General features: G+C 62.0%; 20 protein-coding genes. 4 read left to right on the top strand and 16 right to left on the bottom strand.

Annotated elements, in window-relative coordinates:
• Positions 1-52 precede the first annotated feature (52 nt).
• The 7 genes from IB267_RS15255 to IB267_RS15225 all read right to left on the bottom strand — a co-directional run bounded on the left by IB267_RS15255 (position 53) and on the right by IB267_RS15225 (position 10,414).
• Positions 53-2,068, bottom strand: coding sequence for a putative 2-aminoethylphosphonate ABC transporter permease subunit (locus IB267_RS15255; protein WP_371742543.1), 2,016 nt, complete (start codon positions 2,066-2,068; stop codon positions 53-55).
• Positions 2,065-3,246: a putative 2-aminoethylphosphonate ABC transporter ATP-binding protein gene (locus IB267_RS15250; protein ID WP_192448371.1), complete on the bottom strand. Its 1,182-nt coding sequence runs from the start codon at positions 3,244-3,246 to the stop codon at positions 2,065-2,067. The genes IB267_RS15255 and IB267_RS15250 overlap by 4 nt, the downstream gene beginning before the upstream one ends.
• Positions 3,247-3,327: 81 nt before the next feature.
• Positions 3,328-4,350, bottom strand: a complete 1,023-nt coding sequence (locus tag IB267_RS15245) for a putative 2-aminoethylphosphonate ABC transporter substrate-binding protein (RefSeq protein ID WP_043616072.1) — start codon at positions 4,348-4,350, stop codon at positions 3,328-3,330.
• 363 nt (positions 4,351-4,713) lie between these two features.
• Positions 4,714-6,168 carry a phosphonoacetaldehyde dehydrogenase gene (phnY, locus tag IB267_RS15240; RefSeq protein ID WP_192448370.1) on the bottom strand — a complete coding sequence of 485 codons (1,455 nt, stop codon included), beginning with the start codon at positions 6,166-6,168 and terminating at the stop codon, positions 4,714-4,716.
• Positions 6,169-6,178: 10 nt separating this feature from the next.
• Positions 6,179-7,441 (bottom strand): phosphonoacetate hydrolase, encoded by a 1,263-nt coding sequence (gene phnA / locus IB267_RS15235; RefSeq protein ID WP_192448369.1) that lies wholly within the window; start codon positions 7,439-7,441, stop codon positions 6,179-6,181.
• A 15-nt stretch (positions 7,442-7,456) separates the two neighbouring features.
• Positions 7,457-8,659: a 2-aminoethylphosphonate--pyruvate transaminase gene (locus IB267_RS15230; protein WP_192448368.1), complete on the bottom strand. Its 1,203-nt coding sequence runs from the start codon at positions 8,657-8,659 to the stop codon at positions 7,457-7,459.
• A gap of 102 nt (positions 8,660-8,761) precedes the next feature.
• The gene (locus tag IB267_RS15225; protein ID WP_192448367.1) at positions 8,762-10,414 is read right to left on the bottom strand and encodes a Na/Pi cotransporter family protein; all 1,653 of its coding nucleotides are present in this window, start codon (positions 10,412-10,414) and stop codon (positions 8,762-8,764) included.
• A 117-nt stretch (positions 10,415-10,531) separates the two neighbouring features.
• Between IB267_RS15225 and IB267_RS15220 the strand changes: the two genes are divergently transcribed.
• Positions 10,532-11,407, top strand: a complete 876-nt coding sequence (locus tag IB267_RS15220) for a LysR substrate-binding domain-containing protein (RefSeq protein ID WP_192448366.1) — start codon at positions 10,532-10,534, stop codon at positions 11,405-11,407.
• A gap of 27 nt (positions 11,408-11,434) precedes the next feature.
• Here IB267_RS15220 and kduD read toward each other — a convergent pair whose 3' ends face one another.
• The 7 genes from kduD to IB267_RS15185 form a co-directional block, all read right to left on the bottom strand.
• Entirely contained in the window at positions 11,435-12,199 is a 765-nt protein-coding gene (kduD, locus tag IB267_RS15215) for a 2-dehydro-3-deoxy-D-gluconate 5-dehydrogenase KduD (protein WP_192448365.1), read from the bottom strand.
• A complete protein-coding gene (gene kduI, locus IB267_RS15210) occupies positions 12,196-13,032 on the bottom strand; it encodes a 5-dehydro-4-deoxy-D-glucuronate isomerase (RefSeq protein WP_192448364.1) in 837 nt (278 codons plus the stop codon). Before kduI ends, kduD begins: the two co-directional genes overlap by 4 nt.
• Before the next feature lie 38 nt (positions 13,033-13,070).
• Positions 13,071-14,936: a DUF2264 domain-containing protein gene (locus IB267_RS15205; RefSeq protein WP_192448363.1), complete on the bottom strand. Its 1,866-nt coding sequence runs from the start codon at positions 14,934-14,936 to the stop codon at positions 13,071-13,073.
• Between the two features lie 76 nt (positions 14,937-15,012).
• Positions 15,013-16,296, bottom strand: a complete 1,284-nt coding sequence (locus IB267_RS15200) for an ABC transporter substrate-binding protein (RefSeq protein WP_192448362.1) — start codon at positions 16,294-16,296, stop codon at positions 15,013-15,015.
• Between the two features lie 44 nt (positions 16,297-16,340).
• Positions 16,341-17,423, bottom strand: coding sequence for an ABC transporter ATP-binding protein (locus IB267_RS15195; RefSeq protein WP_192448361.1), 1,083 nt, complete (start codon positions 17,421-17,423; stop codon positions 16,341-16,343).
• Between the two features lie 34 nt (positions 17,424-17,457).
• On the bottom strand, positions 17,458-18,231 hold the full coding sequence (locus IB267_RS15190; RefSeq protein WP_223737547.1) for a carbohydrate ABC transporter permease: 774 nt from the start codon (positions 18,229-18,231) through the stop codon (positions 17,458-17,460).
• Positions 18,232-18,343: 112 nt separating this feature from the next.
• Positions 18,344-19,270 carry a carbohydrate ABC transporter permease gene (locus tag IB267_RS15185; RefSeq protein WP_192448360.1) on the bottom strand — a complete coding sequence of 309 codons (927 nt, stop codon included), beginning with the start codon at positions 19,268-19,270 and terminating at the stop codon, positions 18,344-18,346.
• 141 nt (positions 19,271-19,411) lie between these two features.
• Here IB267_RS15185 and IB267_RS15180 point away from each other — a divergent pair, with 141 nt between their 5' ends.
• The 3 genes from IB267_RS15180 (at position 19,412) to IB267_RS15170 (ending at position 22,280) form a co-directional block, all read left to right on the top strand.
• The gene (locus IB267_RS15180) at positions 19,412-20,602 is read left to right on the top strand and encodes a glycoside hydrolase family 88 protein (protein WP_192448359.1); all 1,191 of its coding nucleotides are present in this window, start codon (positions 19,412-19,414) and stop codon (positions 20,600-20,602) included.
• A 67-nt stretch (positions 20,603-20,669) separates the two neighbouring features.
• The gene (locus tag IB267_RS15175; RefSeq protein ID WP_192448358.1) at positions 20,670-21,734 is read left to right on the top strand and encodes a LacI family DNA-binding transcriptional regulator; all 1,065 of its coding nucleotides are present in this window, start codon (positions 20,670-20,672) and stop codon (positions 21,732-21,734) included.
• A 246-nt stretch (positions 21,735-21,980) separates the two neighbouring features.
• The gene (locus IB267_RS15170) at positions 21,981-22,280 is read left to right on the top strand and encodes a hypothetical protein (RefSeq protein WP_192448357.1); all 300 of its coding nucleotides are present in this window, start codon (positions 21,981-21,983) and stop codon (positions 22,278-22,280) included.
• Positions 22,281-22,371: 91 nt separating this feature from the next.
• On the opposite strand, the gene doeB is transcribed toward IB267_RS15170, so the two are convergent.
• Positions 22,372-23,382: a N(2)-acetyl-L-2,4-diaminobutanoate deacetylase DoeB gene (doeB, locus tag IB267_RS15165; RefSeq protein WP_192448356.1), complete on the bottom strand. Its 1,011-nt coding sequence runs from the start codon at positions 23,380-23,382 to the stop codon at positions 22,372-22,374.
• A 3-nt stretch (positions 23,383-23,385) separates the two neighbouring features.
• Positions 23,386-24,567, bottom strand: coding sequence for an ectoine hydrolase DoeA (doeA, locus tag IB267_RS15160; protein ID WP_192448355.1), 1,182 nt, complete (start codon positions 24,565-24,567; stop codon positions 23,386-23,388).
• Position 24,568: the final 1 nt, after the last annotated feature.

The raw sequence follows: 24,568 nt of genomic DNA, 5'->3' as shown, positions 1-24,568 counted from the left end.
CGCCCCCTTCAGAGCGAAGGGAGGCGGCGCTTTGCAAAGGCCTGGAAGCGACTTAGCGCCAGGCCTGGGTGCGGGCGAGCAAGCCGCGGGAGATCAGCGCGTGGACAAGCTTGGCCGCAACGTTCGTGTAGAAGATCATCATGCCCATGGCCGCCGCCGGCGCGATGTCGCCGGCGTCATCCATGTTGAGTACGGCAACCGACGCGAGTTTCGTATCGGTCGAGTAGAGAAACACCACCGCCGAGACGGTCGTCATCGCATTGACGAAGAGATAGATCGCGATGTTGAGGATCGCCGGTAGGCAGACCGGCACCGTGACCCGAAAGAACAGCCGATGGAAAGGCTGCTTCAGCGAGGCGGCGACGGATTCGAATTCCGGGTCCATCTGCTTCAGTGCCGTCAACGCGGTCAGGTGCGCGACCGTGTAGAAGTGCGTCACGGTCGAAACGACCAGGATCGTCATCGTGCCGTAGATCGGGTGCAGTGGATTGGCCGGGTTGTTGAAGAAGAAGATATAGGCAAGGCCGAGCACCATGCCGGGCACGGCCATCGGCATCATTGCGAGGAAATGAAACAGGCCGCGGCCGAAGCGGAAGCCATCTGCCTTCTCGACCATGTAGGCGCCGGCAAAGACGATGACCGAACCGAAGAGCGCCGTCAGCAATGCGAGCTGGATCGAGTTGCCATAGGCGGCCCAACCGCCACCATCCATCAGGTCGAACGCGAAGTTCTTGGCTGTCAGCGTCAGGTCATAGGGCCAGAATTTCACGACCGCTGCGATCTGGCACATGGCGATCATGCCGAGAATGAACAGGCTGACCAGGCAGGCGAAGGCAAAGCAGAGCGTATCCGTGCGAGCATTGCGTTTGGGCGTGTAGGGCACGGCGCGCGCCGACAGGAGCGCCACCTGACGTTTCTGCATGCGCTGGTCGACATAGAACGCAAGCACCGCCGGCACGAGCAGGATGACGGAAACGACGGCTCCCATCTCGAAGTTCTGCTGGCCGATCACCTGCTTGTAGATATCGACCGCGAGCATACCGTATTGCCCGCCGATCACCTTGGGCAAGCCGAAATCGGTGATCACAAGCGTGAAGACGACGAAGGCTGCCGAGACGATCCCGTAGCGCGCGCCGGGCACCGTGACCGTCGTAAACGTGCGCCATTTGCTGGCCTTCAACGAAGCCGCTGCCTCGTAGTGCCGAGCATCGGCGACGGAAAGGGCGGTCAGGATGATCAGAAAGGCGTGCGGCAGGGTGAAGAAGATCGAGCCGATGACGATGCCGATCGGTCCATAGATGGAATAGCCGAGCAGCCAGTCCTTGAAGACCCCCTGATTGCCGAAGAGATAGACGAGCGCGATGCCCGGCAGCAGCGAGGGGACGAGGATCGGGATCGTCAGGATGCCGCGAAAGAGCCCTTTCAACGGCATGCAGCTTCGTGTCAGCCCAAAAGCGAGCGTAAAGGCGATCGCGACCGTGAACACGGTGCTGATGACCGCCATCAGCACGGAATTGTAGATCGACTGGGCAAGGGCTGGCGTCGAGAAGTACGTGCTGAAATTCTCGAAGCCGAGGCTGCGTGCGGGCCGGAGCACAACACGCCGGAACGTGCCGGAATCGTATTCGCGCCACTCCGTGCCCTTCTCCAGCGTGGAGCCGACCAGGAAGGCCGCGTCATCGCTGGTGCCGCGAATGCGGTAGTGGACGGGACTGCGGAATTTGAACTCCGGGAAGAACTTCGTGGCCGCAAGCCGCCCGTCGGAACTCACCGACAGCTCGGCTTCCGTCACGGCAACGAGTGTACGGTTCAGGTCTTCGGCGCTAGCGATTGGACCCCAGTTCGCACCGGTCTCGTCGCTCACCTGGAACTCGAAGGCTGAAAGCTCGAACCTATAGGTCGAAAGCGACTTCGACAGCATCACGAAGAGCGGTGCGCCGAGTGCCACCACCAGATAGAGCCCGATGACCGCCATGAAGCCGAGCTTGACGCGATCGTCTTTGGAGGACTCCTGGCGCAGCCGCTTGCCGATCAGGGGAAGGTGGGGTGCTTCCAGAACCATGTTCATCGTCCGGCACCCCTCGGATAGAGCAGCAGGCGCTCGCGCGGGATCTCCACCTGGATAGCGCCGCCGGTTTCGATCCGCAGACGTCTGACCGCGTTGACCGAGAAGTCGGCAACCAGCGTGCGTTCGCCGAGACGGGGTGCCGTCAGGCGCGTGCGCCAGAACATGCCGAGGAACTCCATCTCGCGCACCTCGGCGTCAATCAGGTTTTGCGGTGTGGCCGGCCGGTCGCTGGCGTTGACGGCATGGGCATCCGCTCCGTGGGGAATAATGTCGACCGGGCGAACGACTGCCGTTGCCGCATGGCCGGTGGAAAAATCCTCCGTCGAACAGCAGAAGGCAGAGTGGCCGATCTCGACTTCGCCGTCTCCGAGTACACGGGCTTCGAACTGGTTGGTCTCGCCGATGAAGTCGGCGACGAACAGCGTCTCGGGATGACGGTAGATTTCGGTCGGCGAGCCGACCTGCTCGATGACGCCGTGGTTCATGACGACGATCCGGTCGGCCATGGCGAGCGCCTCCTCCTGGTCGTGCGTCACCATGATGGTGGTGACGCCGAGCTTTCGCTGCAGCGCCTTGATCTCATGGCGAAGATGCACGCGGACCTTGGCGTCGAGTGCCGAAAGCGGTTCGTCGAGCAACAATAGCCCCGGCGAAATGGCGATGGCGCGGGCAAGCGCGATGCGCTGCTGCTGGCCGCCGGAAAGTTGGGCCGGATATTTTTTGCCGTGAGCGGAAAGGCCGACGGTTTCCAGGAGTTCGGCGACCCGGGATGCAACACCAGCCTTCGATCGACCTGTGTTTTCCAGGCCGAAGGCGATGTTCTGTTCGATGGTCAGGTTGGGAAAGAGCGCGTAGGACTGGAAGACGATGCCATAGTCGCGGCTCGAGGCCGGTAGCGTCGAGATGTTGCGTCCGTCCTGCAGGATGGCGCCCTTGGTCTGAAGATCGAGACCGGCAATCGCCCGAAGCAGCGTAGTCTTGCCGCAGCCGGAGGGGCCGAGGAAACAGATGAACTCACCCCTGGCAATGGAGAGCGAAATATCGCGCAGCGCGACGAAATCGCCATAGGTCTTCCACAGGTCCGAAATCTGCAGATAGGGGGCGGTGTCCGTCGCCGCGTAATCGGCAGTCAGCGAACGGCTGGTTGGTGTCGGTTCGATCGACAGGGCATGCCTCATCTGCAAGCTCCGCTGGCTTGAGGAATCTCAGGAGAATGCGAGCGGGCGCAGCGCAATCGCGCTGCGCCCGGCCGATCAGGCTCAGCTCTTCGGCTCAGACTTGGCGTCGTAACGCTTCTGCCATTCCTTGAGGATTGCCGCGCGGTTGTTGGCGGCCCACTCGAAATCGTTGACGATCATCCTGGATGCAATGTCGTCCGGCAGGTGCTCGACCTGCTTGGCGACGCCCGGATAGGCAACGACGGCATAGCCGGCATTGTACATCTCGTTGGCTTCCTTGGTGACCGACCAGTCGACCAGGGTCTTCGCGGCTTCGAGATTTGCCGTGCCGGCGATGATCGCGGTTGCCTCCGCCTCCCAGCCCGAACCTTCGGCGGGGAAGATGATGTCGATCGGTGCACCGGCGCTCTTGGCCTTGGCGCCCGGGAACTCGAAGGACACGCCGATCACCGCTTCGCCGGCGCCTGCCATCTTGCACGGCTTGGAACCGGAATGGGTGTAGGCGGAGATGTTCTGGTGGAGCTTGTCCATGAAGTCCCAGGCCTTCTCGTCACCCCACATCTGCATCCAGCCCGAAACGTCGAGGAAGCCGGTGCCCGAGGATGCCGGGTTCGGCATCACCACATGCCCCTTGTATTCGGGGTTCGTCAGGTCCTTCCAACTCGTCGGCGGCTTGAGGCCGAGCTTTTCACCTTCGGCCGTGTTGTAGCAAAGAGCTGCGACATAGGCGTCCATGCCGACCCAGCTCGGCGGCGTGTCCTGGTCGACGAATTTCGGGTCGAGCGCCTCGACGCCGGCCGGCTTGTAGGGCTCGAGCATGCCTTCGGTTTTCAGGAGCAAGAGCGAGGTGGCGGCGAGCCCCCAGACCACGTCGGCCTGCGGGTTGTCCTTTTCGGCCAGCAGCTTTGCCGTCATGACGCCGGTGGAATCGCGCACCCAGTTGATCTTGATATCCGGGTGCGCCTTCTCGAAGGTCGCCTTGTAGCGGTCAAGGTCGACGGCCTCGACGGCGGTGTAGACAGTCAGCTGGGTTTCAGCAAAAGCGACGGCGGGAAGCACAGCGGAAGCAGCACTGGCAAGCATGATGAGCATGCGTCTGTTCATGTTGAAGTTCTCCTCTGAAGTCCTGGAAATACCGGGGAAGCACGGCGGGCAATCTTGCTGCTGCCCTGTTGTGATCGGCTTCGGGAACCATTCTGCGCAGCGGTTTCTGGTAAGTAAAATTTATTATTCTTATCGTTCAGAAGATAAAAACTATGGATGCTCTGCCGCAAAACGAGGCAAGCCGGCAGGCAGACGATGAAGCCATGAGCAACGCCCAGGACAACGTCGCCCGACCTGCAAAACGAAGAGGCAAATCGACGATTGCGCGGGAAACGAGCTGCGGCGACGGTCCGGCGTTCAATAAAAAAGGGAGCCGCCACGGCAGCTCCCAGAGGGGTGAACCTGCGGGGGAAGCGCGTCAGATCACCATGGCAAAGAGAAGGTCTTGACGTTGGTAAAGCTCTTCATCGCCTCGATGACGCCTTCCTTGTAGCCGTTGCCCGAATCCTTGATGCCGCCGAAGGGGCTCATCTCGATGCGGTAGCCCGGCACTTCCCAGATGTTGACCGTGCCGACCTTGAGGCCCGCGATGTACTTCTGCATGCGCCGGAAGTCGTTGGTGCAGACGCCGGACGAGAGGCCGAAGGCGGTCGAGTTCGAGAGCGCGATCAGCGCGTCGTCGTCATCCGGTGCGCGCACGATCGGTATGATCGGCGCGAAGGTTTCCTCCATCACCAATTCGCTCGAATGCTTGACCCTGTCGACGACGATCGGCGGCAGGAGGGCGCCCTTGCGACCGGGATCGTAGAGGATCTCCGCCCCCTCTTCCGCTGCCCGGTGCACCCGCTTTTCGAAGACTTCCGCGGCCTTGGCATGGACGACCGTGCCAAGGTCCGTCGCGCGATCCATCGGATCGCCGAACTTCAGCTTTTTCGCCCGCTCCAACACCAGCGGCACGAAACGATCGGCAACGCTTTCCTGGCAAAGGATGCGCTTTACTGCCGTGCAGCGCTGGCCGGAATTCTTCGTCGCGCCGGCAACGGCCAGATCCGCCGCCCTGGCGAGATCGGCGTCCGAGAGATCGTTAAGGATGATCAGCGGGTCATTGCCGCCGAGCTCCAGGATCTGCCGCTTGTAGTGGGCGTGAGCCGCGATCAGCTTGCCGACAGGAACGCTGCCGGTAAAGGTAATGAGGTCGAAATTCGGATTGGTGATCATCTCCATGCCGATATCGGCCGGCCAGCCGGTCACGACCGAGAGCATTTCCGGTGGCAGGCCGGCCTCATAGAGAATGTCGGCGAAGATCAGCGCCGTCATCGGCGTCAGCTCGGTGGGCTTCAGCACCACGCAATTGTTCGTCGCGACCGCCGGCGCCACCTTGTGCGCCACCATGTTGAGCGGGTGGTTGAACGGCGTGATTGCCGAAATGGCGTTGAGCGGTTCGCGTGTGGTGAAGATCTTGCGCGCCTTGCCGTGCGGGGTGAGGTCGCAGGAGAAGATCTCGCCGTCGTCATGGATGCACATCTGCCCCGAAAGCGTCAGCACGTCGAAGGCACGGCCGACCTCGTAGAGCGAGTCCTGTTTGGAGATCCCGAGCTCCAACGTGATCAGATCGGAAATCTCCTCCTTGCGGGCAACGAGCAGGTCCGCGGCCTTGAGCAGGATACGCTGGCGCTCGTAGCGCGTCAGCTTCGGCTGGTAGGCAGCCGCGATCTCGAAGGCCTTGCGGGCATGCTCGGCGCTGCCCGCCGGCACCGTGCCGATGACGGCATCGTTGAAGGGGTAGCGCACCTCGACGCGCCCTTCGGTATCGACCGCCTTGCCGGCGATGCGCATGGGCTCGTGGCGAATTGCAAATGCCGTTTCCACCTTGGTCATCGCTCCCTCCCTAGTGTGCTGTCTGGGCTGCGGCGACGAGCGCGTAGTAGAACGCATCGAAATTGCGCAGCGATGCGGATGTCAGCAATTCGGGCAGCTTGCGGTTGGCGATGAACGGCACCGCCTGTTCGGTCAGACCACCATGCGAGCGCAACGGTTCGTTCAGTGCCGCCAGATCATGGCGATGTTCGCTGGTGCCGAGCGTCTTGTTTTCCGACGAAATCAGCACGAGATCGCCGATCCGGTCGTCCGGCAACTCGAAGCGTACGCAGGCTTCCGGGCGGGAAAGCACCACATCGATGCCTTCGATCGCCTGCAGCCGCTCGATGATCTCCTCCTTGTCCGCACCTTCGGGCAGGTAGGCCGTGGCAAACGAGCCGAGTGCGCCGTGATGCACGACATAGGGGTCGGTGATCGGCAGGATGACGCGGGCCGCGTCCTTTCCGAGCCATTGGTCGAGCAGGTCCTGTACATAGATGACGTCAGGCGAACCGTCCGCCTTGTGCTTCGGCTTCATGCCGTGGTCGGCCGTGACGATGATGGCCGCGCCAAGCGCGTCGAGTTCGGTCAGGTACTTGTCGAACATCTCATAGAAGGCATTCGCCTGTGGAACGCCCGGCGCATATTTGTGCTGCACATAGTCGGTCGTCGTCAGGTACATGACGTCAGGGCGGAATTCCTTGAGCAGCTTGACGCCGGCGGCAAAGACGAATTCGGAGAGATCCGCCGAATAGACTTCCGGCACCGGACGACCAAGCCAGGCCGAGGCATTGTCCAGGCCGTTTTCCGCCTTGGTCGTCTTGTCGGCCTTTTCAGACGAGAAGCAGATTGCCCTGCCCTCGTCGAACTTGAGCCCGTGGCCAAGCAGCGCCCTGAGCTTGTCCTTCGCCGTCACCACGGCGACCTTCGCACCGGCATCGTAGAACGCCTTGAAGATCGTCGGCGCGCGCAGGAAGCGCGGATCGTTCATCATCACTTCGTTGCCGGTCTGCGGCTCGTAGAGATAGTTGCCGCAGATGCCGTGGATCGCCGGCGGCCGGCCGGTGGCGATGGAAAGGTTGTTCGGGTTGGTGAAGCTCGGGATAACGCTGAGCGCGGTGCGCTCCGTCCCGATCTTGCGGATGCGCTCGAGCGTCGGCATCAGCCCAGCCTTGATGGCTTCGTCGAGATAGGCCGGTTCGCAGCCGTCGAGGCAGATGGCGATGGCCGGGACATTCGGCCAGGGATAGGTGCGGCGATTGGCGGTAACGGTGATCTTGGACATCTTGTTCATCGTAATTTCCTCAGTTCAGGCGGCGAGACGGCGGCGTTCTTCAAGGGCGACGGCCGGGGGAGCGGCGCTGTCGACGCCCATTTCGGAGAGTGAGTTGCGGGCGGCATCGACCACACGGCGCATGACATGCTCGTCCATGCGGCCGATGCAGCCGACGCGGAAACTGTCGACCACGGTCAGCTTGCCCGGATAGATGATGAAGCCTTTGTCCTTCATCAGGTCGTAGAAGCGATCGAAGGCGAAGGCGGGATGCGCCGGGCTGAAGAAGGTGACGATGATCGGCGACAGCCACTGGTCGGCAAGCAGCGTCTCGAAGCCGGCCTCGCGCATGCCAGCGACCATGACGTCGCGGTTGCGGGCATAGCGGGCTCCACGACCGGCGACTCCGCCCTCTTCCCGATGCAGGCGCAAGGCTTCCAGGAAAGCCGCGACCACGTGGGTCGGCGGCGTGAAGCGCCACTGGCCCGTCTTGTTCATGTAGTCCCACTGCGCGTGCACATCGAGGCTGAGCGAATGGCTACGCCCCTTTGCGGCCTCCAGCTCGCTCTTGCGGGCGATGACGAAGCCGAAGCCGGGCACACCCTCGATGCACTTGTTGGCGGAAGAAACGATCGCCTCGTAGCGGAAATCGCCAATACCGGCCGGCACTGCGCCGAAGGCGCTCATGGAGTCGACGAGCAGCTTGCGGCCACGGGAGTAGACCGTGTCGGAAATCTCCTTCAGCGGATTGAGGATGCCGGAACTCGTTTCGCAATGGACGACCACGACATGGGTGATAGCAGGGTCGGCATCGAGTGCCGCTGCAACCTCCGGACCGCGCGGGGGCATGTAGTCGCCCTTGTCGATCGTCACATGGTCACGACCGAGATAGGAAAGCGTCTGGGCAATGCGCTTGCCATAGGCGCCGTTCATCAGCACCAGCACCTTGCCGTCCTTCGGGACGAAGCTGCCGAGCATGGCCTCGACCGAAAACGAGCCGCTGCCCTGCATCGGCACGCAATCGCACTCGCCCTTGGTATCGCCGGCGATCTCCAGCAGTTCCTGGCGGAGCTTGGCGGTCATTGCCCGGAAATCGCCATCCCAGGAACCCCAGTCCCGCAGCATGGCTTCCTTGACCTGATAGGCCGTGGTCAGCGGACCGGGGGTCAGGAGATAAGGCTCGCCCAGCCTTGGCGTTTCCAGGGGCGCGATGGTTCTTTCAGAAGCGGTGTTTGGCATTGTCCGTCCTCGCGGTTGGCGTGTTCGAGAACGACAATGGGGCGGAAAGATCTATCTGTAAAATCGTTCTTTTGTATCAATCTATCGATAGAAATTATACATCTAGGCGGCCGGCACCAGCCGGCTTTCCAGAAGGTCGCCACTCTCACGCAGGCGCGGATAAGCCATGGTCGTCACCAGCGAATTGACCTCCTTCAGCGCCCGAACGATCTCCAGGTGCATGTCGCTCGAAAGGATGCTGGTCGCGATGCCTTGCCGAAGCCGTTCCAGATGGCATTTGCTGCTCTCTTCGACCAACCGACGCACATGTTCCTTCTGCCGAACCATTTCGCGCGCGATCACCGGGTCCGGGGAGACGAGAAGATTGGCCGCCAGCCTGACGTTGGACGACACGGCCGCATGCAGCAAAGTGAGCTCCTGCCATCCCTCCTGCGAGAAGGTGCCTGCGCCCGCAAGCCGCTCCTCGGCCATTTGCAGAAGGCTCTTTGCGACGACGTCTCCGGCATATTCGAGATGGATCGCCGCTTCGGTGAGTTCGATGCCGCGTCGCGATTGGTCTTCAGTGAGGACGCCGCGGTTGACGGCGGCGATGTAGAGCTTGATCGCGCTATGGGCCACGTGGATGTCGCCGTCGATGCTTCTGAGCGCCTTCACCGCCTGCGGTGTCGGCGCGTGAATGACGGTCATGACGGGCTCCAGCATCCGGGCGATAAGATTGCCCATGTGGAGCACCTCGCGTGCCGCGGCCGCGAGCGCCTGCGCCGGTTTGTCGATCAGCGCCGGGTCAAGGGCGCTCACATGAGCCGCTCGGTCATTGGCACCGGCGGCCTGCGGCATCAGCAACCGAACGAGGCGCGCCATCGGGCCGCAGAAGATCACCCCGACGAGCACCAGGGCAGCGTTGAAGAGCACATGCAGATTGACGAGCTTGCCCGCCACGGTCTCCCCGGGCAGCCAGTCGAACGGAGAATGCAGCGAAAAAAGGCCGAAGATCGCTGCGCCGAACAGGGCGCGGAAGAGGAGATTGCCAAGCGGCAGGCGCCGGCCTTCGACCGGTAGGCCGCGGGTCAGCCAGAGTGCGATGAGCCCGCCGCCGACGTTGACGCCGAGCACCAGGGGAATGCCGACCTCCAGGGGCACGATGCCCTTCACGGCAAAGGTCAGGATCAAGAGGATCGCCGCCACGCTGGAGTGCAGCGCCCAGGTGAAGACGGCAGCAAGGATCATCACGGTCAAGGCATCCTTGCCGATGAAGGCGACGACGGAAGGCAGCATCGGGCTCTGCGAGAGCGGCTGCGTCGCATGGCCGATCATCTGCAACGAGAGCAGCAGCAGACCGATGCCGAGCAGGGCGCGCCCGGTTTCCACCGTCTTGCGGGTCGATGCCTTCAGATGCGCGAGACCGCCGACGGCGATCAGAAGCGGCGCCAGCCAATGCAGGTCGAAGGACAGGATCTTGACGACGAGCGCCGAGCCGAGATCGGCGCCAAGCAGCACCGCCAGGCCTGTATCAAGCGCCAGCGCACCGCTGACGGCAAAACCGGCGGCAAGCATGGCGACCGCGGTCGAACTCTGTAGCGCAATGGCAACGGCGCAGCCGCAGATGGCCGCACGCGGTCGTCCACCGGCGCCGCCGACGGTGCGCGCGACGATGTCGCCTGCCGCTGCCTCGACACCCTTTTTCACGAGGCTGACGGCGTAGAGCAGGAGGACGGTGGCGGCGGCGAGCTCGAGGACGACGGCCGGGAGGTTCATGAGGCGCGCTCCGGATAGAGGTGCAATCCGAAAACTATCCGCGCCCGCTTTACATAAATCAAATCGTTCGTTTTAATCAAACCATCGATCAAATCTATTCAAAGAGGCGCCGTACGCATGCGCTATGTCCAGCTCCGCGCCTTTCACAACGTCGCCATCCACGGCGGCTTCTCGCGTGCCGCCGAGGCGCTCTTCCTCACCCAGCCGGCGGTCTCGGACCAGGTGCGCAAGCTCGAGGAAGAATATGATGTCCTCCTCTTCAACCGGAACAAGAAGCAGGTGACGCTGACCCAGGCCGGCCAACAGCTCCTGGAAGTCACCCGCCGCATGTTCGACGTCGAGCAGCAGGCGCTCGATCTCTTGTCGGAATCACGGGCGCTGAGAGCGGGAAAACTGCGGATCGTTGCCGATGCCGCCCACCACCTGCTGCATATCCTTGCCGCCTTCCGGCGCACCTATCCGACCGTCCAGGTCTCGATCGATTCCGGCAACACCGAAACCGTCATCACCAGCCTGCACGCCTATGAAGCGGACATCGGCGTTCTCGGCGAGATCCCGCAGTCGAGCGACTTCGACATTCTGAAACTCAACTCCACGCCGATTATCGCCTTTGCGAGCCGCGACTACCCGCTGCAAGGCAAGAAAAAGGTGACTTTTGCCGAACTCGTGAAACACCCCCTGGTCATGCGCGAGCAAGGCTCCAAGACGCGGCAAAAGCTCGAAACGATGTCGCAGCAATGCGGCGTGCAACTGACGCCGCTCATCGAAGCCGAAGGTCGCGAAGCGGTGCGCGAGATCGTCGCCGCCGGCGGCGGCGTCGGCTTCGTATCGTCGGCAGAGTTCGGCCAGGACAGCCGCCTCATTCCCATCGAGATCGACGCGCCCGAGATGCTGATGGACGAAGCACTCATCTGCTTGCGCGAGCGTAGCAACGGAAAACTGGTCAGCGCCTTTTTCGACATTGCCCGCAGGCTCACCGCTGCACCGGCCTGATCATCACCCGGACGGCAGCGACGCAATTCATCGCGCCAACCAGCCACCGTCGACCGGGACGACCGCGCCATGCATGTAGCGCGATGCCGGCGCCAAAAGAAACACCGCAGCCTCGCCGATATCCTCAGGCGTGCCCCAGCGGCCGGCAGGAATACGGTCCAGGATTGCCGCCGAGCGGTCCGCATCCGCGCGCAACGCCTCGGTGTTGTTGGAGACGATGTAGCCAGGTGCGATCGCGTTGACGTTGATGCCCTGGCTTGCCCATTCGTTGGCAAGGATGCGGGTAATGCCGAGCACCCCATGTTTTGAGGCAGTATAGGACGCGACACGAATGCCGCCCTGAAAGGACAACAGCGAGGCGATATTGACGATCCGCCCGGCCCGCTTCTCGTCCAGGAGTTTTCGGCCATAGGCCTGGCAAAGAAGAAACGCCGCCTTGAGATTGAGGTCGATCACGTCATCCCAGTCGGCCTGCGAGAGTTCGGTGGAGGCCGACCGACGAATGATGCCGGCATTGTTGACCAGTCCGTCCAATGGCCCGCACTGTCCCCAAACGCGGTCAATCAACGTTTTGACCGCATCTCCATCGGCGAGATCGCAGGCAACCGGAAGGATCCGGCCGCCCGCCGCCTCGACCTTTTCGACCGTCTCGGCCATCGACGAGCGCCCGACCGCGATCACTTCACCGCCGGCCCGGCCGATCGACACCGCGATGCCTTGTCCGATCCCGGTGTTGGCGCCCGTGACCAGCACGCGCTTGCCTTCGAGGCTGAAGGCCGAGAGATCGCTCATCGCAGCGTCTCCATCGGCACCGGGTCGGCGTCGGTGTAGTCGACATTGTCGCCCGCCATCGCCCAGATGAAGGCATAGCTGGCGGTGCCGCAACCGGAATGGATCGACCAGACCGGCGACAGCACGGCCTCCTCATTGGCCATCACGATGTGACGGGTCTCGGAAGGCTCGCCGAGAAAATGGAAAACCCGCGCCGGCTCCGGAAGATCGAAATAGAGATAGACCTCCATGCGTCGATCATGGATGTGCGCCGGCATCGTGTTCCACACCGATCCCTTCTTGAGTTCCGTCATGCCGACGACCAGCTGGCAGGTCTCGATCCCATTGGTGAACTGAAAGATCGATCGTTCGTTCGATGTTTCCAGACTGCCGAGATCGAGCCGCTTCGCGCCCGCGATCGTCAGCAGCGCCGTCGGGCAAGTACGGTGCGCCGGGGCCGACAACAGATAGAACTTTGCCGGCTTCGACCGGTCGTCCGACGAAAACACCACGTCCGCTCCCATGCCGACATAGATCATGTCACGGGGGCCGAGCGCATGGCTCTTGCCGGAAACGACGGCCCGTCCCGGCCCGCCGATGTTGACGGCGATCAACTCGCGGCGCTCGAGAAACGTCTTCGTTCCCATCGGCTTGATGGCTTCGAGCGTCAGCTCCCCCTCTACCGGCATCGCCCCACCGATCACCATGCGGTCGTAATGGGTATAGGTGAGGTTAACGCGATCGCTCGCAAACAGATCGCCGATGTGGAAATTGTGGCGCAGCTCGTCGGTCCCCATCGCAGCGGCAGCAAGCGGATCGATGGCGTGGCGGGTTGTAAAATCGGGGATCGTCATATCAAGTCTTTCGGTCGTTGTGGGAGGATCGAGGGAGGTCAGAGCGGCACGCCGCGCATTAGCGTTACGGCGGTCCCCGTCTCACGCAGGCGCCGTCGCAGCGCTTCGACGTCGGGTGCTCGAGGCAAGCGGGACAGTTTCCTTGTGCCCTGTGACGCGTCGGCCTGCGCAAGCACGGCCACGGCGAGCGTGCTGACGCCGGCTGGAACGGTGCCGCGCAATTGCGGAACCAAGGTTTTTGCGGAAACCAGGTTGGTGTTCGGGGCAGCGATATGGCAGCGGCCTTCACGATGAACCGTCGAACCGATGTCGAGGATCGCTGACAGGTCCGTCGCCGTGGCAACCACAGCGCGGCCGACATCCTGTTTGCAAACTTCGCCGGCGTCTCGCCCGACTGCAAAGCCGCCTTCAATGGTGGCGAGCGGCCGCGGCGTGTCGATGCGGTGAAACCGGACCTGAAATTCGCCGTCCCAGTAAAGCCAGGTCTCGACCGAGACATCGGCAAAGGACCGCCAACGCGCATAGAGAAGATTGTCGGCGACCAATGCTTCCTCGTTGGTTTCGCGCACGCGGAAATGCACGCCGTCGTCGCTGAAGCCGATCATGGATTCGAACACGGAATTATCGAACCGCCAGAGATCGTTCTCGACGCTGAAACCGTAGCGCGCCGAATAGGCGAACTTCGCGTATTTCTCGGGCGCGAAGCGGATGAAGGTGTTCTCGGCGCTCGTGTGCTGGCCACAGGAGAGCGCAATCGCATCCCCTGGCGGGTTTGCAATCAGGAAACCGATATGCGGCTGCGTGGAGACGGCGGATCGCTTCGGGCAGGCGCCCTCGTCGCTCGCCCAGAACGGATGGTCCGCCGGCAGCATCAGCGGAAGGAAGGCCTTCAGCGCCCAATAGGGCGATTGCGCGGAATTGTATGGTTCCGACATGATGAGGCTGGGATAGGCGTAACCGACGGGCATCACGCCATCGCGCGCGGCGAAGGGGTGCTTCGCCCACCAGCGCAGATGACGCAGGAAATAACCCTTCTGCTGGCCAAAGGGGATCTCCTCGTCGCCTGCAAGCGCCATGGCGCCGAAGAAGCCGGCAATGGCAAAACGATAGGTCATCGAGCGGCCGAAGCAGAGCGCCGGCCCGTCATCGGCAAACCATCTCGCCATGTCTGCGGCGATCAGTCGGGCCCGTTCGCGATACCTTTTCGTCCAGTCGCCGCCATCAAGCACGGCCAGGATCAAGCCGTAGAAATGGAAGGCGAAGGGAATGTAGTGGTCGGCGCGGCGCGTATCCCCATCGTGATACCAGCCATCGCCGAGGTAGAACGCGTCGAGTTCCCGCCGGTACTCATCGTCGAGTTCTCGGTCGCAGTCGACCCCGACGTGTCTCAAACCCATGCTGACGAGCAGCCGGAAGAACTTCCAATTGTTGTCGCTGTATTCGCAGGCATGGCCTTTGAGCAGATAGGCAGCGACGTTGCGCTGTTCCGCCTCGGACAAGGGTGTCCAGAGCCTCTCCGGTACGAGCCTCAGTGCAAAACCGATCGCGGCCAATTCCACCAGGCGCTGGCTGCGGTCGAACGGGTCGCCCCAGTATTCCGGGTGTGCCGGATCACAGCCATTGGCGAGCCCGCGCGCGATCGGCGTCCAATCGATCCACGTTGCGCCGCCGACTTCGGCGGGTGCCAGGCCCCAGAGCAGGCGCGAATAGCCCTCCATGTCGGCGGACGCCTGGTCGAAATGCGCCGCATGCGTGTCCAGCCGGATGCGTGCGCCACCGGCGGACCGATATTGTTCAACCGGCTCCACCAGCGCCTTGAGTGCGGCCTCGACATCGGCGCGGTCCTTCAGCGGATTGCCGGCCCAGGGCTTGAAGAGAGTTTCGGGGAAGATCGTGTCGGTCATGCGAAAAGCTTCCGTTCAAACATTGCTGCGCGGGAAGGATGATTTCCCGCGCAGCCCGGCAAAATCGAGCGGATGCTCAGGCCTTGAGAATGCGGTCGGCCGACGAAACGAGCTCGCTGCCTGCTTCGGCAGGCGTCAGTTGGCCAAAGGCGACCTTGTCGGCGAGCGGCCGGAAAACACGCTCGTCAAGCTCACCGGCGCCGAGCGGCACGGCCGGCGGGTAGGCTCCGACGCGGCCGGCGATGCCGTTGACGTAGTCGACCGTCTTTTTCGCCGTGGGGTCGATCGAGGGAAGTACGGCAGTCTGAACGTCGGTGTTGACGGGCACGCCGCGTTCGACCTGAAGGATCTTGCCGGCATCCAGGTCGTTGACGAAAAAGTCGATGAATTGCGCTGCCAGCTCCGGGTTCTTCGCGGTGCTTGCGATCGACCAGTGCAAGCCGGGGCGATAGAACAGGCCGGAGGGACCATCGGCGCTGCTGACCGGTAGCGATGTGATATCGAGCGTGCTCTTGGAGATCTTCTGGAAGGCCGGCAGCTGGTTTGAGAAGGCAATCGCGATGGCCGCGTTGCCGTTTGCCAGCGGATTGCTGTCGACCAGCACCTTGTCGAGCGCTTGTATCTCCGCCGACACGCAGCCGCCGTTCTTGGTGAGGCTCTCCCAATAGCCGAACCAATCGGCCGCATCGCCGGCCTCATAGCCGAGCTTTCCGGCTTCGGTGTAGAGCTTCTTACCGCGCTGATGCAGAAACGCCTCGAAGGCGTATGTGTAGCGCGACGCGTTTCCAACCGCCCAGACGTTCTTCTTGCCGATCGCCTTGGTAAGGTCGATTGAGAACTTCGCAAAGTCGTCCCAGGTGGTCTTGGCCGAAGGCGGCGCAAGCCCTGCTTTCGTGACGGCATCAGCGTCGTAAATCATGGCAAAGGCGTTCAGCGACAGCGGCATGCCGGTCACCTTGCCGTCGACCGTTCCGAGGTCGAGCACACCTGGCACCAGCTTGTCCGTACGGATCACCTTGCCGAGATAGTCGTTGAGCGGCAGGTTGGTGGACCGGCGGCTATAATCGGCAAAGCGGCTGGGCTCGAGCTGGAAAATGTCCGGAGCATTCCCACCGGCAATCATCGTCGTCAGTTTGGCCCAGTAATCGCTCCCGCCCACTTCGCCGACGATCTTGGCACCGGAATGCGCCGCCTCGAAGAGCTTGGCAACGCCAAGCGTGCGCTCGGCTCGGCTGGGCGTACCCCACCAATAAAGGCGCATGGATTCCTCCGCAAAGGCGCGGAACGCGGGCATTGTCGTCAGCGTGGCGCCCGCCCCGAAAAGCGCGGCGTTACGCAAGAAGTGGCGTCTGTTGATCATGTTCTCCTCCTCCATGATTTGTTTCTTGAGATCTCTCTTCGCGATTAATGGCCGATGCGGTCGCCGGCCTCGTCGAACAGGTGGCAGTTTTCCGCAGCAATCCTGACGTCCAGCGTCGAGCCGGCAGTGATCGGGCGCTGGCCATCGAGCGCCACCGTCAGCGACTGCCCGTCGGCAAGCCGGCCGTAAACGATGGTCTGACCGCCTAGATGCTCGACATGGACGACGGTCAGCGCGCCGAGCTCGAGCCCGCCGGTCGCATCGATACTGATATGTTCGGGCCGCAGGCCGAGGCTGACCTTTGTGCCAGCGGCGATGTGCTCCTCGATCGGGAGCCGCGCATGTCTGCCCGCAATATCGATCGAAATACCACCGTCGCGGATTTCGCCGGCGACGGCATCGAGGAAATTCATCTTGGGCGAGCCGATGAAGCCGGCGACGAAGCGGTTGGCGGGCCGGTTATAGATCTCGAGCGGCGTGCCGTGCTGTTCGATGACCCCGGCGCGCAAGACGACGATACGGTCTGCAAGCGTCATTGCCTCTACCTGGTCATGGGTGACGTAGATCATCGTCGCCCCGATGTCCTTGTGCAGCTTGGCAATCTCGACGCGCGTCTGGACGCGAAGCTCCGCATCCAGGTTGGAGAGCGGCTCGTCGAACAGGAAGATCTTCGGATCACGCACGATCGCCCGGCCGATCGCCACGCGCTGCCGCTGGCCACCGGAGAGCTGCTTCGGCTTACGGTCGAGCAGATGGGTAATCTGCAGGATGTCGGCCGCCTTGCGCACCCGCCTGTCGATCTCTGGCTTCGGCATCTTTGCCGTTTCGAGACCGAAGGACATGTTCTTGTAGACGCTCATATGCGGGTAGAGCGCATAGGACTGGAAGACCATGGCGATGCCGCGCTGGCTCGCCTCCTTCTCGTTCATGCGCTCGCCGCCGATCGACAGTTCGCCGCCGCTGATCGGCTCGAGCCCTGCGATCATGCGCAGAAGGGTCGACTTGCCGCACCCCGATGGGCCGACGAAAACCACGAACTCTCCCGACCCGATCGCCAGATCGACGCCGCGGATGATGTCGAGATTGCCAAAGCTCTTCTTGATCTTGTTCAAAGCCAGCGTCGTCATCGTTTCCGTCCCTATCTCTCGATTCCAGTTGATGTCAGCGCTTCATGCCGGTTGTCGCGATGCCTTCGATCAGAAGTCGCTGGAACAGCATGAAGAGGATGAAGATTGGCAGCACTGTCAGCGTCGACATGGCAAAGAGCGAGCCCCAGTCCGACGTCCCGGTGGAGTCGACGAAGGTGCGCAGACCGAGCTGGGCGGTATATTTTTCGATGTCGTTCAGGTAAATGAGCGGCGCGAAGAAATCGTCCCAGGTCCAGATGAACGAGAAGACTGCTGCCGTCGCCAACACCGGCGTTGAGAGCGGCAGGATCACCTTCAGGAAGATGCGCAACGGGCCGCAACCATCCATGATGGCCGCCTCGTCGAGCTCGCGCGGGATGCCCCGGAAAAATTGCACCATCAGGAAGATGAAGAAGGCGTCGATCGCCAGGAACTTCGGCACCACCAGTGGCAGGATGGAGTTCACCCAGCCAAGCTTGAGGAACATCACGTATTGCGGAATCAGGACCGCATGTTGCGGCATCATCAAGGTGCCGAGCATCAGTGTGAACCAGAAGCCGCGCCCCTTGAAACGCAGCCGCGTGAAGGCATAGGCGGCCATCGAGCACGAAAAGAGATTGCCGATGACGACGAGCAGCGAAATCACCAGCGAATTGAAGAACATCCAGCCAAAGCCGACGCTCAAGCCGCTCCAGCCGCGACGATAGGCATCGACCGTCGGATCGGTCGGGATCAGGCCCGTCGAGGTAAAGATCTCGCTGTCCGGCTTGAACGAGCTCGCCACCATCCAGAGCAGCGGATAGAGCATGAGAAAGCTGACCGCCACGAGCAGCGCATAAAGCAGAGCACGTTTCCACGGGGATGCGGCGGATGCGCCGGCGTCAGCGCGCGAAGCGATGGTGGTCGTCGAAAGAGCGGCATCAGTCATCATAGTGAACCCAGAACCTGGCCGTCAGGAATGACATGGCGGTGAAGAAGGCGATGATGAGCACCAGGACCCAGGCCAGCGCCGAGGCATAGCCGAAGCGGAAATTGGTGAAGGCCTCCTGGTAGAGGTAGAGCGTATAAAACAGCGTGGAGTCGATCGGGCCGCCGGTTCCGTCGCTGATGACAAAGGCCGAGGTAAACGCCTTGAAGGCATCGATCGTCAGGATCACGGCATTGAAGAAGATCACCGGCGTCAAAAGCGGCAAGGTGATCTTGAAGAACTGCCGCGCCTTGCCGGCGCCATCGATGCTTGCCGCCTCGTACATGTCCTGCGGGATCTGCCGCAGACCGGCAAGAAAGATGATCATCGAGGATCCGAACTGCCAGACCGCCAGGAGAACGAGCGTATAGAGCGACGTCGAAGGGTTCGAGATCCAGCTTGGCCCTTCGAAACCGAACAACGTGTTGAGCGCCTGATTGAGCAATCCGTCGCCGGCAAACACCTGTCGCCACAGGACCGCCACGGCGACGCTGCCGCCCACAAGCGAAGGCAGATAGAAGATCGCACGAAAGAGCGACAGGCCTTCAAGCCCCCTATTCAGCGCCACGGCCACAGCAAGCGCAAAGAGCAACTTCAAGGGAACGGACAACAGCACGAAGGTGAAGGTCACGTTCATCGCGGTCCAGAAGCGTGGATCATCGGTCGCGATGCGCACGTAATTTTCCGCTCCAACCCAGTTTGCTGCGCCAAGGCCGCTGTAGTCGGTCAGAGACAGGTAGAACGAAGCGACCGCCGGCCCGAGCGTCAGCAGAAAAAAGCCGATGAGCCACGGCGTCAGAAAGCCGTAACCGGCCAAGCTCTCTGCGAACCTGAGCCCGTGGCCGGCAACCGGTCTTTCAGTTGTCCCTAATATGGACATGGTACCTCTCCTGCGATGCCCGGCTCCTCCCGAGCATCCGATTCCTACCGGTTAGAAATTTTCCCGTCAACAGAAAGTTTCGTAGTTGACGAAATTATCGTAATCGTGCGAAAACTTCACGAAACCAACGTGAGGCTTATTATGCGCATCGAACGAAACGGCTACTTCAACGCGGTCGAAATGGTTGGCAATCGTCCCAATCGCGAACGTCACCAGCAAGCTTTGGAACGCTGCATTGCCAAATTGCGCCAGACCATGCCGACGATCGGCCTGCGCAATCCGAAGATCGGCTTACCGGATCAGACGTGGAGCTATTGCGGACCCTTTGACTGGGTCGTGAGCTTTCAAGCCGGCCAGCTCTGGCTTGCGCTGGAACTCACGGGCGACCCCTGCTTTCTGAACGCCGCGCGGGCCCGCCGCGCCGTCTTTCGCGACATCTTGCGCCATCGCGATGCGCAAGACCACGATCTCGGCTTCCAGTTTTCATTGAGCTGCGTTGCGGAGTGGCTGCTGACGGGCGATCGGGAGGCTCGCGAGCTCGCTCTCGAGGCTGCGGCAAGACTGCTTGAGCGCTATCGCCCGGATGCACGGTATATCCAGGCCTGGAATGCGCGTCCGATCCATGGCGGCATTCGCTCCGAATTCGTCAATGGGCGCGTCATCGTCGATACGATGCAGAACCTGGCGCTGCTGCACTGGGCCCACCGCGAGACCGGCCGCAGTGATTTTGCCGAAGCCGCCGATGGCCACGCCGAAACGACCCTGAAGCACCTGGTTCGCGCCGATGACACGAGCTTCCACACCTTCCTGTTCGACCCTTCGAGCGGTAAGCCGCTGCGCGGGGAGACCCATCAAGGATATGCGGACGATTCCTGCTGGTCACGCGGCCAGGCCTGGCTGATCCATGGCTATGCGCAATGCGCGGCAACCACCGGCAACCCTCACTTCGCCGACGCGGCCCGGCGTCTGGCTGCCAAGGCCGAAGCCCTGATGGGCAACGACGACGTTCCGGTCTGGGACTATTCGGTTCCCGATGCCAAGTCAGCGCCCCGCGACAGTTCCGCGGGCGCGATCATGGCAGCCGGCATCTTCATCCTCGCCGGGCTTTGTGAACCGGAGGAGGCACAGCGATGGTACGCATTCGGCGATCGCCTGATCGGCGGCCTGCTCGACAGTTGCGACCTGACCGGCGATCCGAAGGCGGAAGGGCTGCTCGCCCATGGCGCAGCCCATGCCAGTGCCGGCTACTCCGATGCGATGCTGCCCTACGGCGACTATTATTTCATGGAGGCGTTGATGCGTTCGCTTGGGCACACGCGCTTCTTCTGGTAGTGGACGATCATGACCATGCAGCCGCCACCAATCTCGCCTTCAGCGGCCAGTTAGGATCTTCGTCGATATGGATGACGAATCGAACGCCCCGACACTCAAGGACATCGCCGACGCCGCGGGCGTTTCGGTCGCATCCGTATCGAAGGTGCTCAACAATCGCGGTGGCGTCGGCGACGAGAGCCGGCGCAAGATCCTCGACCATGCGGAGCGGCTGGGTTACCAGGTCCGCGCGGCACGCTCGCTGATCCGCGCCGGCGTCGAGAGCACTGTGCTCGTGATGCCCGCGCAGTTTTATGCAAGTTCGGCTTTCTACGAGGACGTGATCCAAGGCGTCCTCGCAGAGGCCAGCACAAGCTCTCTCAGGATCGACGTCCGGCTCGTCTCGCTGGATCCGGAGATCGCCATCAGCGAAATCTCCGACATTCTGCGCGACATCCGGCCTGGCGCCCTTGTCGTGCTCGGCATGGACCATCCCGTCATGATCGACAGGATTGTCGATAGCGGCATCCCGGCCGTCATCATCAACGGCATGGACCGGACGATGCGGCTCTCCTGCGTACTGCCCGACAACTGGTCCGCCGGTTGGCTCGCTGCGCAAAGGCTGCTTGCAGCCGGCCACCGCGAAATCGTGCACGTGACAATTCCCCACCGCCTGTCGCTGCGTCGGCGCCTCGAAGGCTTCCGGATCGCGCTGGAGGAAGCCGGAATGACCTTCGACGAAAACAGGCACCTCTTCGATCTCGGCCGCATGGGCCTGCAAGAGCCCGACACCACGCCGGCGATACGGCAGGCCATAAAGCAGGGACGTTTCACCGACACGACCGCGTTCTTCTGCAGCACCGATCTGATCGCGATCAACGTCATGCAGGCTCTCGAAGCCAGCAGCCACGCGGTTCCGGAAGACTTCTCGATCATCGGGGTCGACGATATTGCCATCGCCCGGCACAGCCGCCCGCCACTGACGACGATGCGCATCGACCGGGGTGAGCTTGGCCGCGCCGGCATCCAGCTTCTGCTGGAACGGATCAACGACCCCGAAATCAATGTGCGCCGGGTCAATCTCGGCGTCCGCCTGGTTGAACGCTCCACCGTCGCTGCGCCGAGAAGCACCCGCCACGCGAAAAGGGCGTGAGGCAGCAAGGGGCGAACTCTGCCCGGAGAGAACCGCGATCGACGGCCGAAGACCCTGTTTACCGGAAACATGGAGCTGTAGAACGGTGCAGCCAACCGCTCGGCCACTCTGAAACGCAGCCTCACCTCACGTGACATCGATTGTAGCTTCGTCACGTCTCACAAGGCATGTCACGCAACTGTCACGCGCAATAGATCAGCAAGACTGCTAAGAAGTAGAAAAAGCAATCATTGCTCGAGTGGCAAAATGCCCCGATACCTCTTTCATATTCACCTGTCCGGCAGGATCAGTCGCGATGACCATGGGGCGTTTCACGCCAATGACAGTCAGGCGGTGACCAATGGCAGGTCGATCGCCGACAGGATCGCGGAAGACGACAGGCACCGTAGCGTCATCGTGACTGTCGAACGCGCAGGCGGCATTGTCCTGGCGCGCGTGACTGCCAGGCGGGCCATGCCACCCTGGCAATCTGCGAGTTCGAAATTCGAGCACGCCTGGAGAGAACTGGCCGGCTTTGACGTCAGCCAATTCCGCAGGGTGCGTTAGAAATTCAACTCACGCCTTATCGACGCGAGCACGGACTTCCCCATCGAGGGGCGATGGCTTGCGAGCCACGGCCGCCGGTGGTCCATAAGCCCTATGCAGGGACAATGGTTGCCAGCACGCTGACGCAATCGCCAGATTTGACGAGGCCGGGGAAATGGCGGGCGACGAGGACGCCGTCCATCTTTGCCCTGATGTCCAGCGGTTCGGCGCCGGTGCGGCCGATCGCATAGATGCGGGCGACGACTTGCCCGCTCTTCACCTGGTCGCCGAGATCGACGAACGGCTCGATAAGGCCGCTGTCCTCGGCAAAGCAAAAGCAGTTTCCGTCGGGCATGTCGAGCCACGTGGTTTCTGCGCTTGCGACCGTGCCTTTCAAGATGCCCGCCGCCTTCAGCACGTTGGAAACGCCCGTCTTGGCGATGGCAGCACTCCTCGCGGTCACCGTCCCACCACCGCCAAGCTCGGTGGTGATGAAAACCTTGCCCATCTCCTCCGCGGCCGTGTCGTACATGCCGACGGCATCGATCTCCAGCATCTTCATAGACCATGGGGCGCCGAATGCCCTGACGAGGTCAAAGGATTTTTCCTCCTGTGCCTTGTCCAGCAGGATGTGGGCCGCGCAGAAGGGCAGGAAATCGAGCGTCTTTCCGCCGGAATGAAAGTCGAGCACGATATCGGCAAGCGGTAGCAGCGTGCGCTGGAAATAGTCGGCAATCTTCTGGGTCACAGTGCCGTCCGGCGCGCCCGGGAAACTGCGGTTCATGTTTCCCTTGTCGATCGGCGAAGTGCGGGCGCCGGCCAAAAAGGCCGGATAGTTCATCGCTGGCACGATGATCACGCGACCCGTGACGTCCTCGGCCTTCAGCGTGCGGGCGAGATCGAAGAGCGCAATCGGCCCCTCATATTCGTCGCCGTGGTTGCCGCCGGTGAGAAGGGCCGTCGGGCCCTTCCCGTTCTTCACGACCGTCACCGGGATCATTACCGAGCCCCAGGCGGAATCGTCGCGGCTGTAAGGCAGACGCAGAAAACCGTGATGAACGCCTTTGGCCGAAAAATCGACCGTAGAACTGATCGGCGACGGACGAAGCGTTGCTTCCCGCATGGTTCAATCCTTCACGAAAAGCTTGCGCGGCACGTTGGCGAGGCACTCGACGCCGCTATCGGTGATCAGGATGCTTTCCGTGGTCTCGAAGCCCATGTCCTCGAGCCAAAGCCCCGTCATGAAGTGGAAGGTCATGCCCGGCTTCAGTTCGCTGCGGTCGCCGGGTCGCAGGCTCATTGTGCGCTCGCCCCAGTCCGGCGGATAGGAAACGCCGATGCCGTAGCCTGTGCGATTGTCCTTCACGATGCCGTATTTCTTCAGCACGGCGAAGAAGGCGTTGGCGATATCCTCGCAAGTATTGCCGGGTCGCGCCTTTTCGAGGCCTGCCTCCATGCCCTCCAGCGTGGCCTTTTCCGCGTCGATGAAGGCCTGCGTCGGTTTGCCGAGGAAGACGGTGCGCGAGAGCGGCACGTGGTAACGGTGATAGCAGCCGGCAATCTCGAAGAAGGTGCCCTCGCCTGTCTTCATCGGCCGGTCGTCCCAGGTCAGGTGTGGCGCAGAAGCCTCCACGCCCGAGGGTAACAGCGGCACGATTGCCGGGTAGTCGCCGCCGATGCCGTCGACGCCACGGGTTCCGGCATCATAGATTTCCGCGACCAGATCGCATTTGCGGATCCCGACCTCGATCTTGTCGAAGATGCGCTCATGCATCTTTTCGACGATCCTTGCGGCGTTGCGCATGTAGCCGATTTCCGCCTCGCTCTTGACCGCGCGCTGCCAATTTACGAGGGCGGTCGCGTCGACGAAGCGGGCGTTCGGCAGGTGCTTCACAAGCGACGCGAAGGCGGCGGCGGAGAACCAGTAATTGTCCATCTCCACGCCGATCGTCAGCTTGTCGAGGCCGCGTTCGGCAAGCTTGGCCGCAAGGTAATCCATCGGGTGGCGCTCGGTGGACTGCACATAGTGGTCCGGATAGCCGATGATGTTTTCATGCTTGAGGTAGGCGGTGAACTTGGCGCCGTTGGCATCCTGGCCGCGGCCGTACCAGATCGGTTCGCCCGTCGGCGGCACGACGACACATTGGTGCACGTAGAAGGACCAGCCGTCATAGCCGGTCAGCCAGTTCATGTTCGACGGATCGCTGACGATCAGCACGTCGATGCCCTTGGCCTCCATGGCTTTCCGCGTTTTTTGAAGACGCGTTTCATACTCCGGAAGTGAGAACTTCAGGTTCGCTTGTTTCATC

The organism is Ensifer sp. ENS09 (assembly GCF_014852425.1).
GTDB lineage: Bacteria > Pseudomonadota > Alphaproteobacteria > Rhizobiales > Rhizobiaceae > Ensifer.
This window is presented reverse-complemented; position numbering and strand designations above follow the sequence as displayed.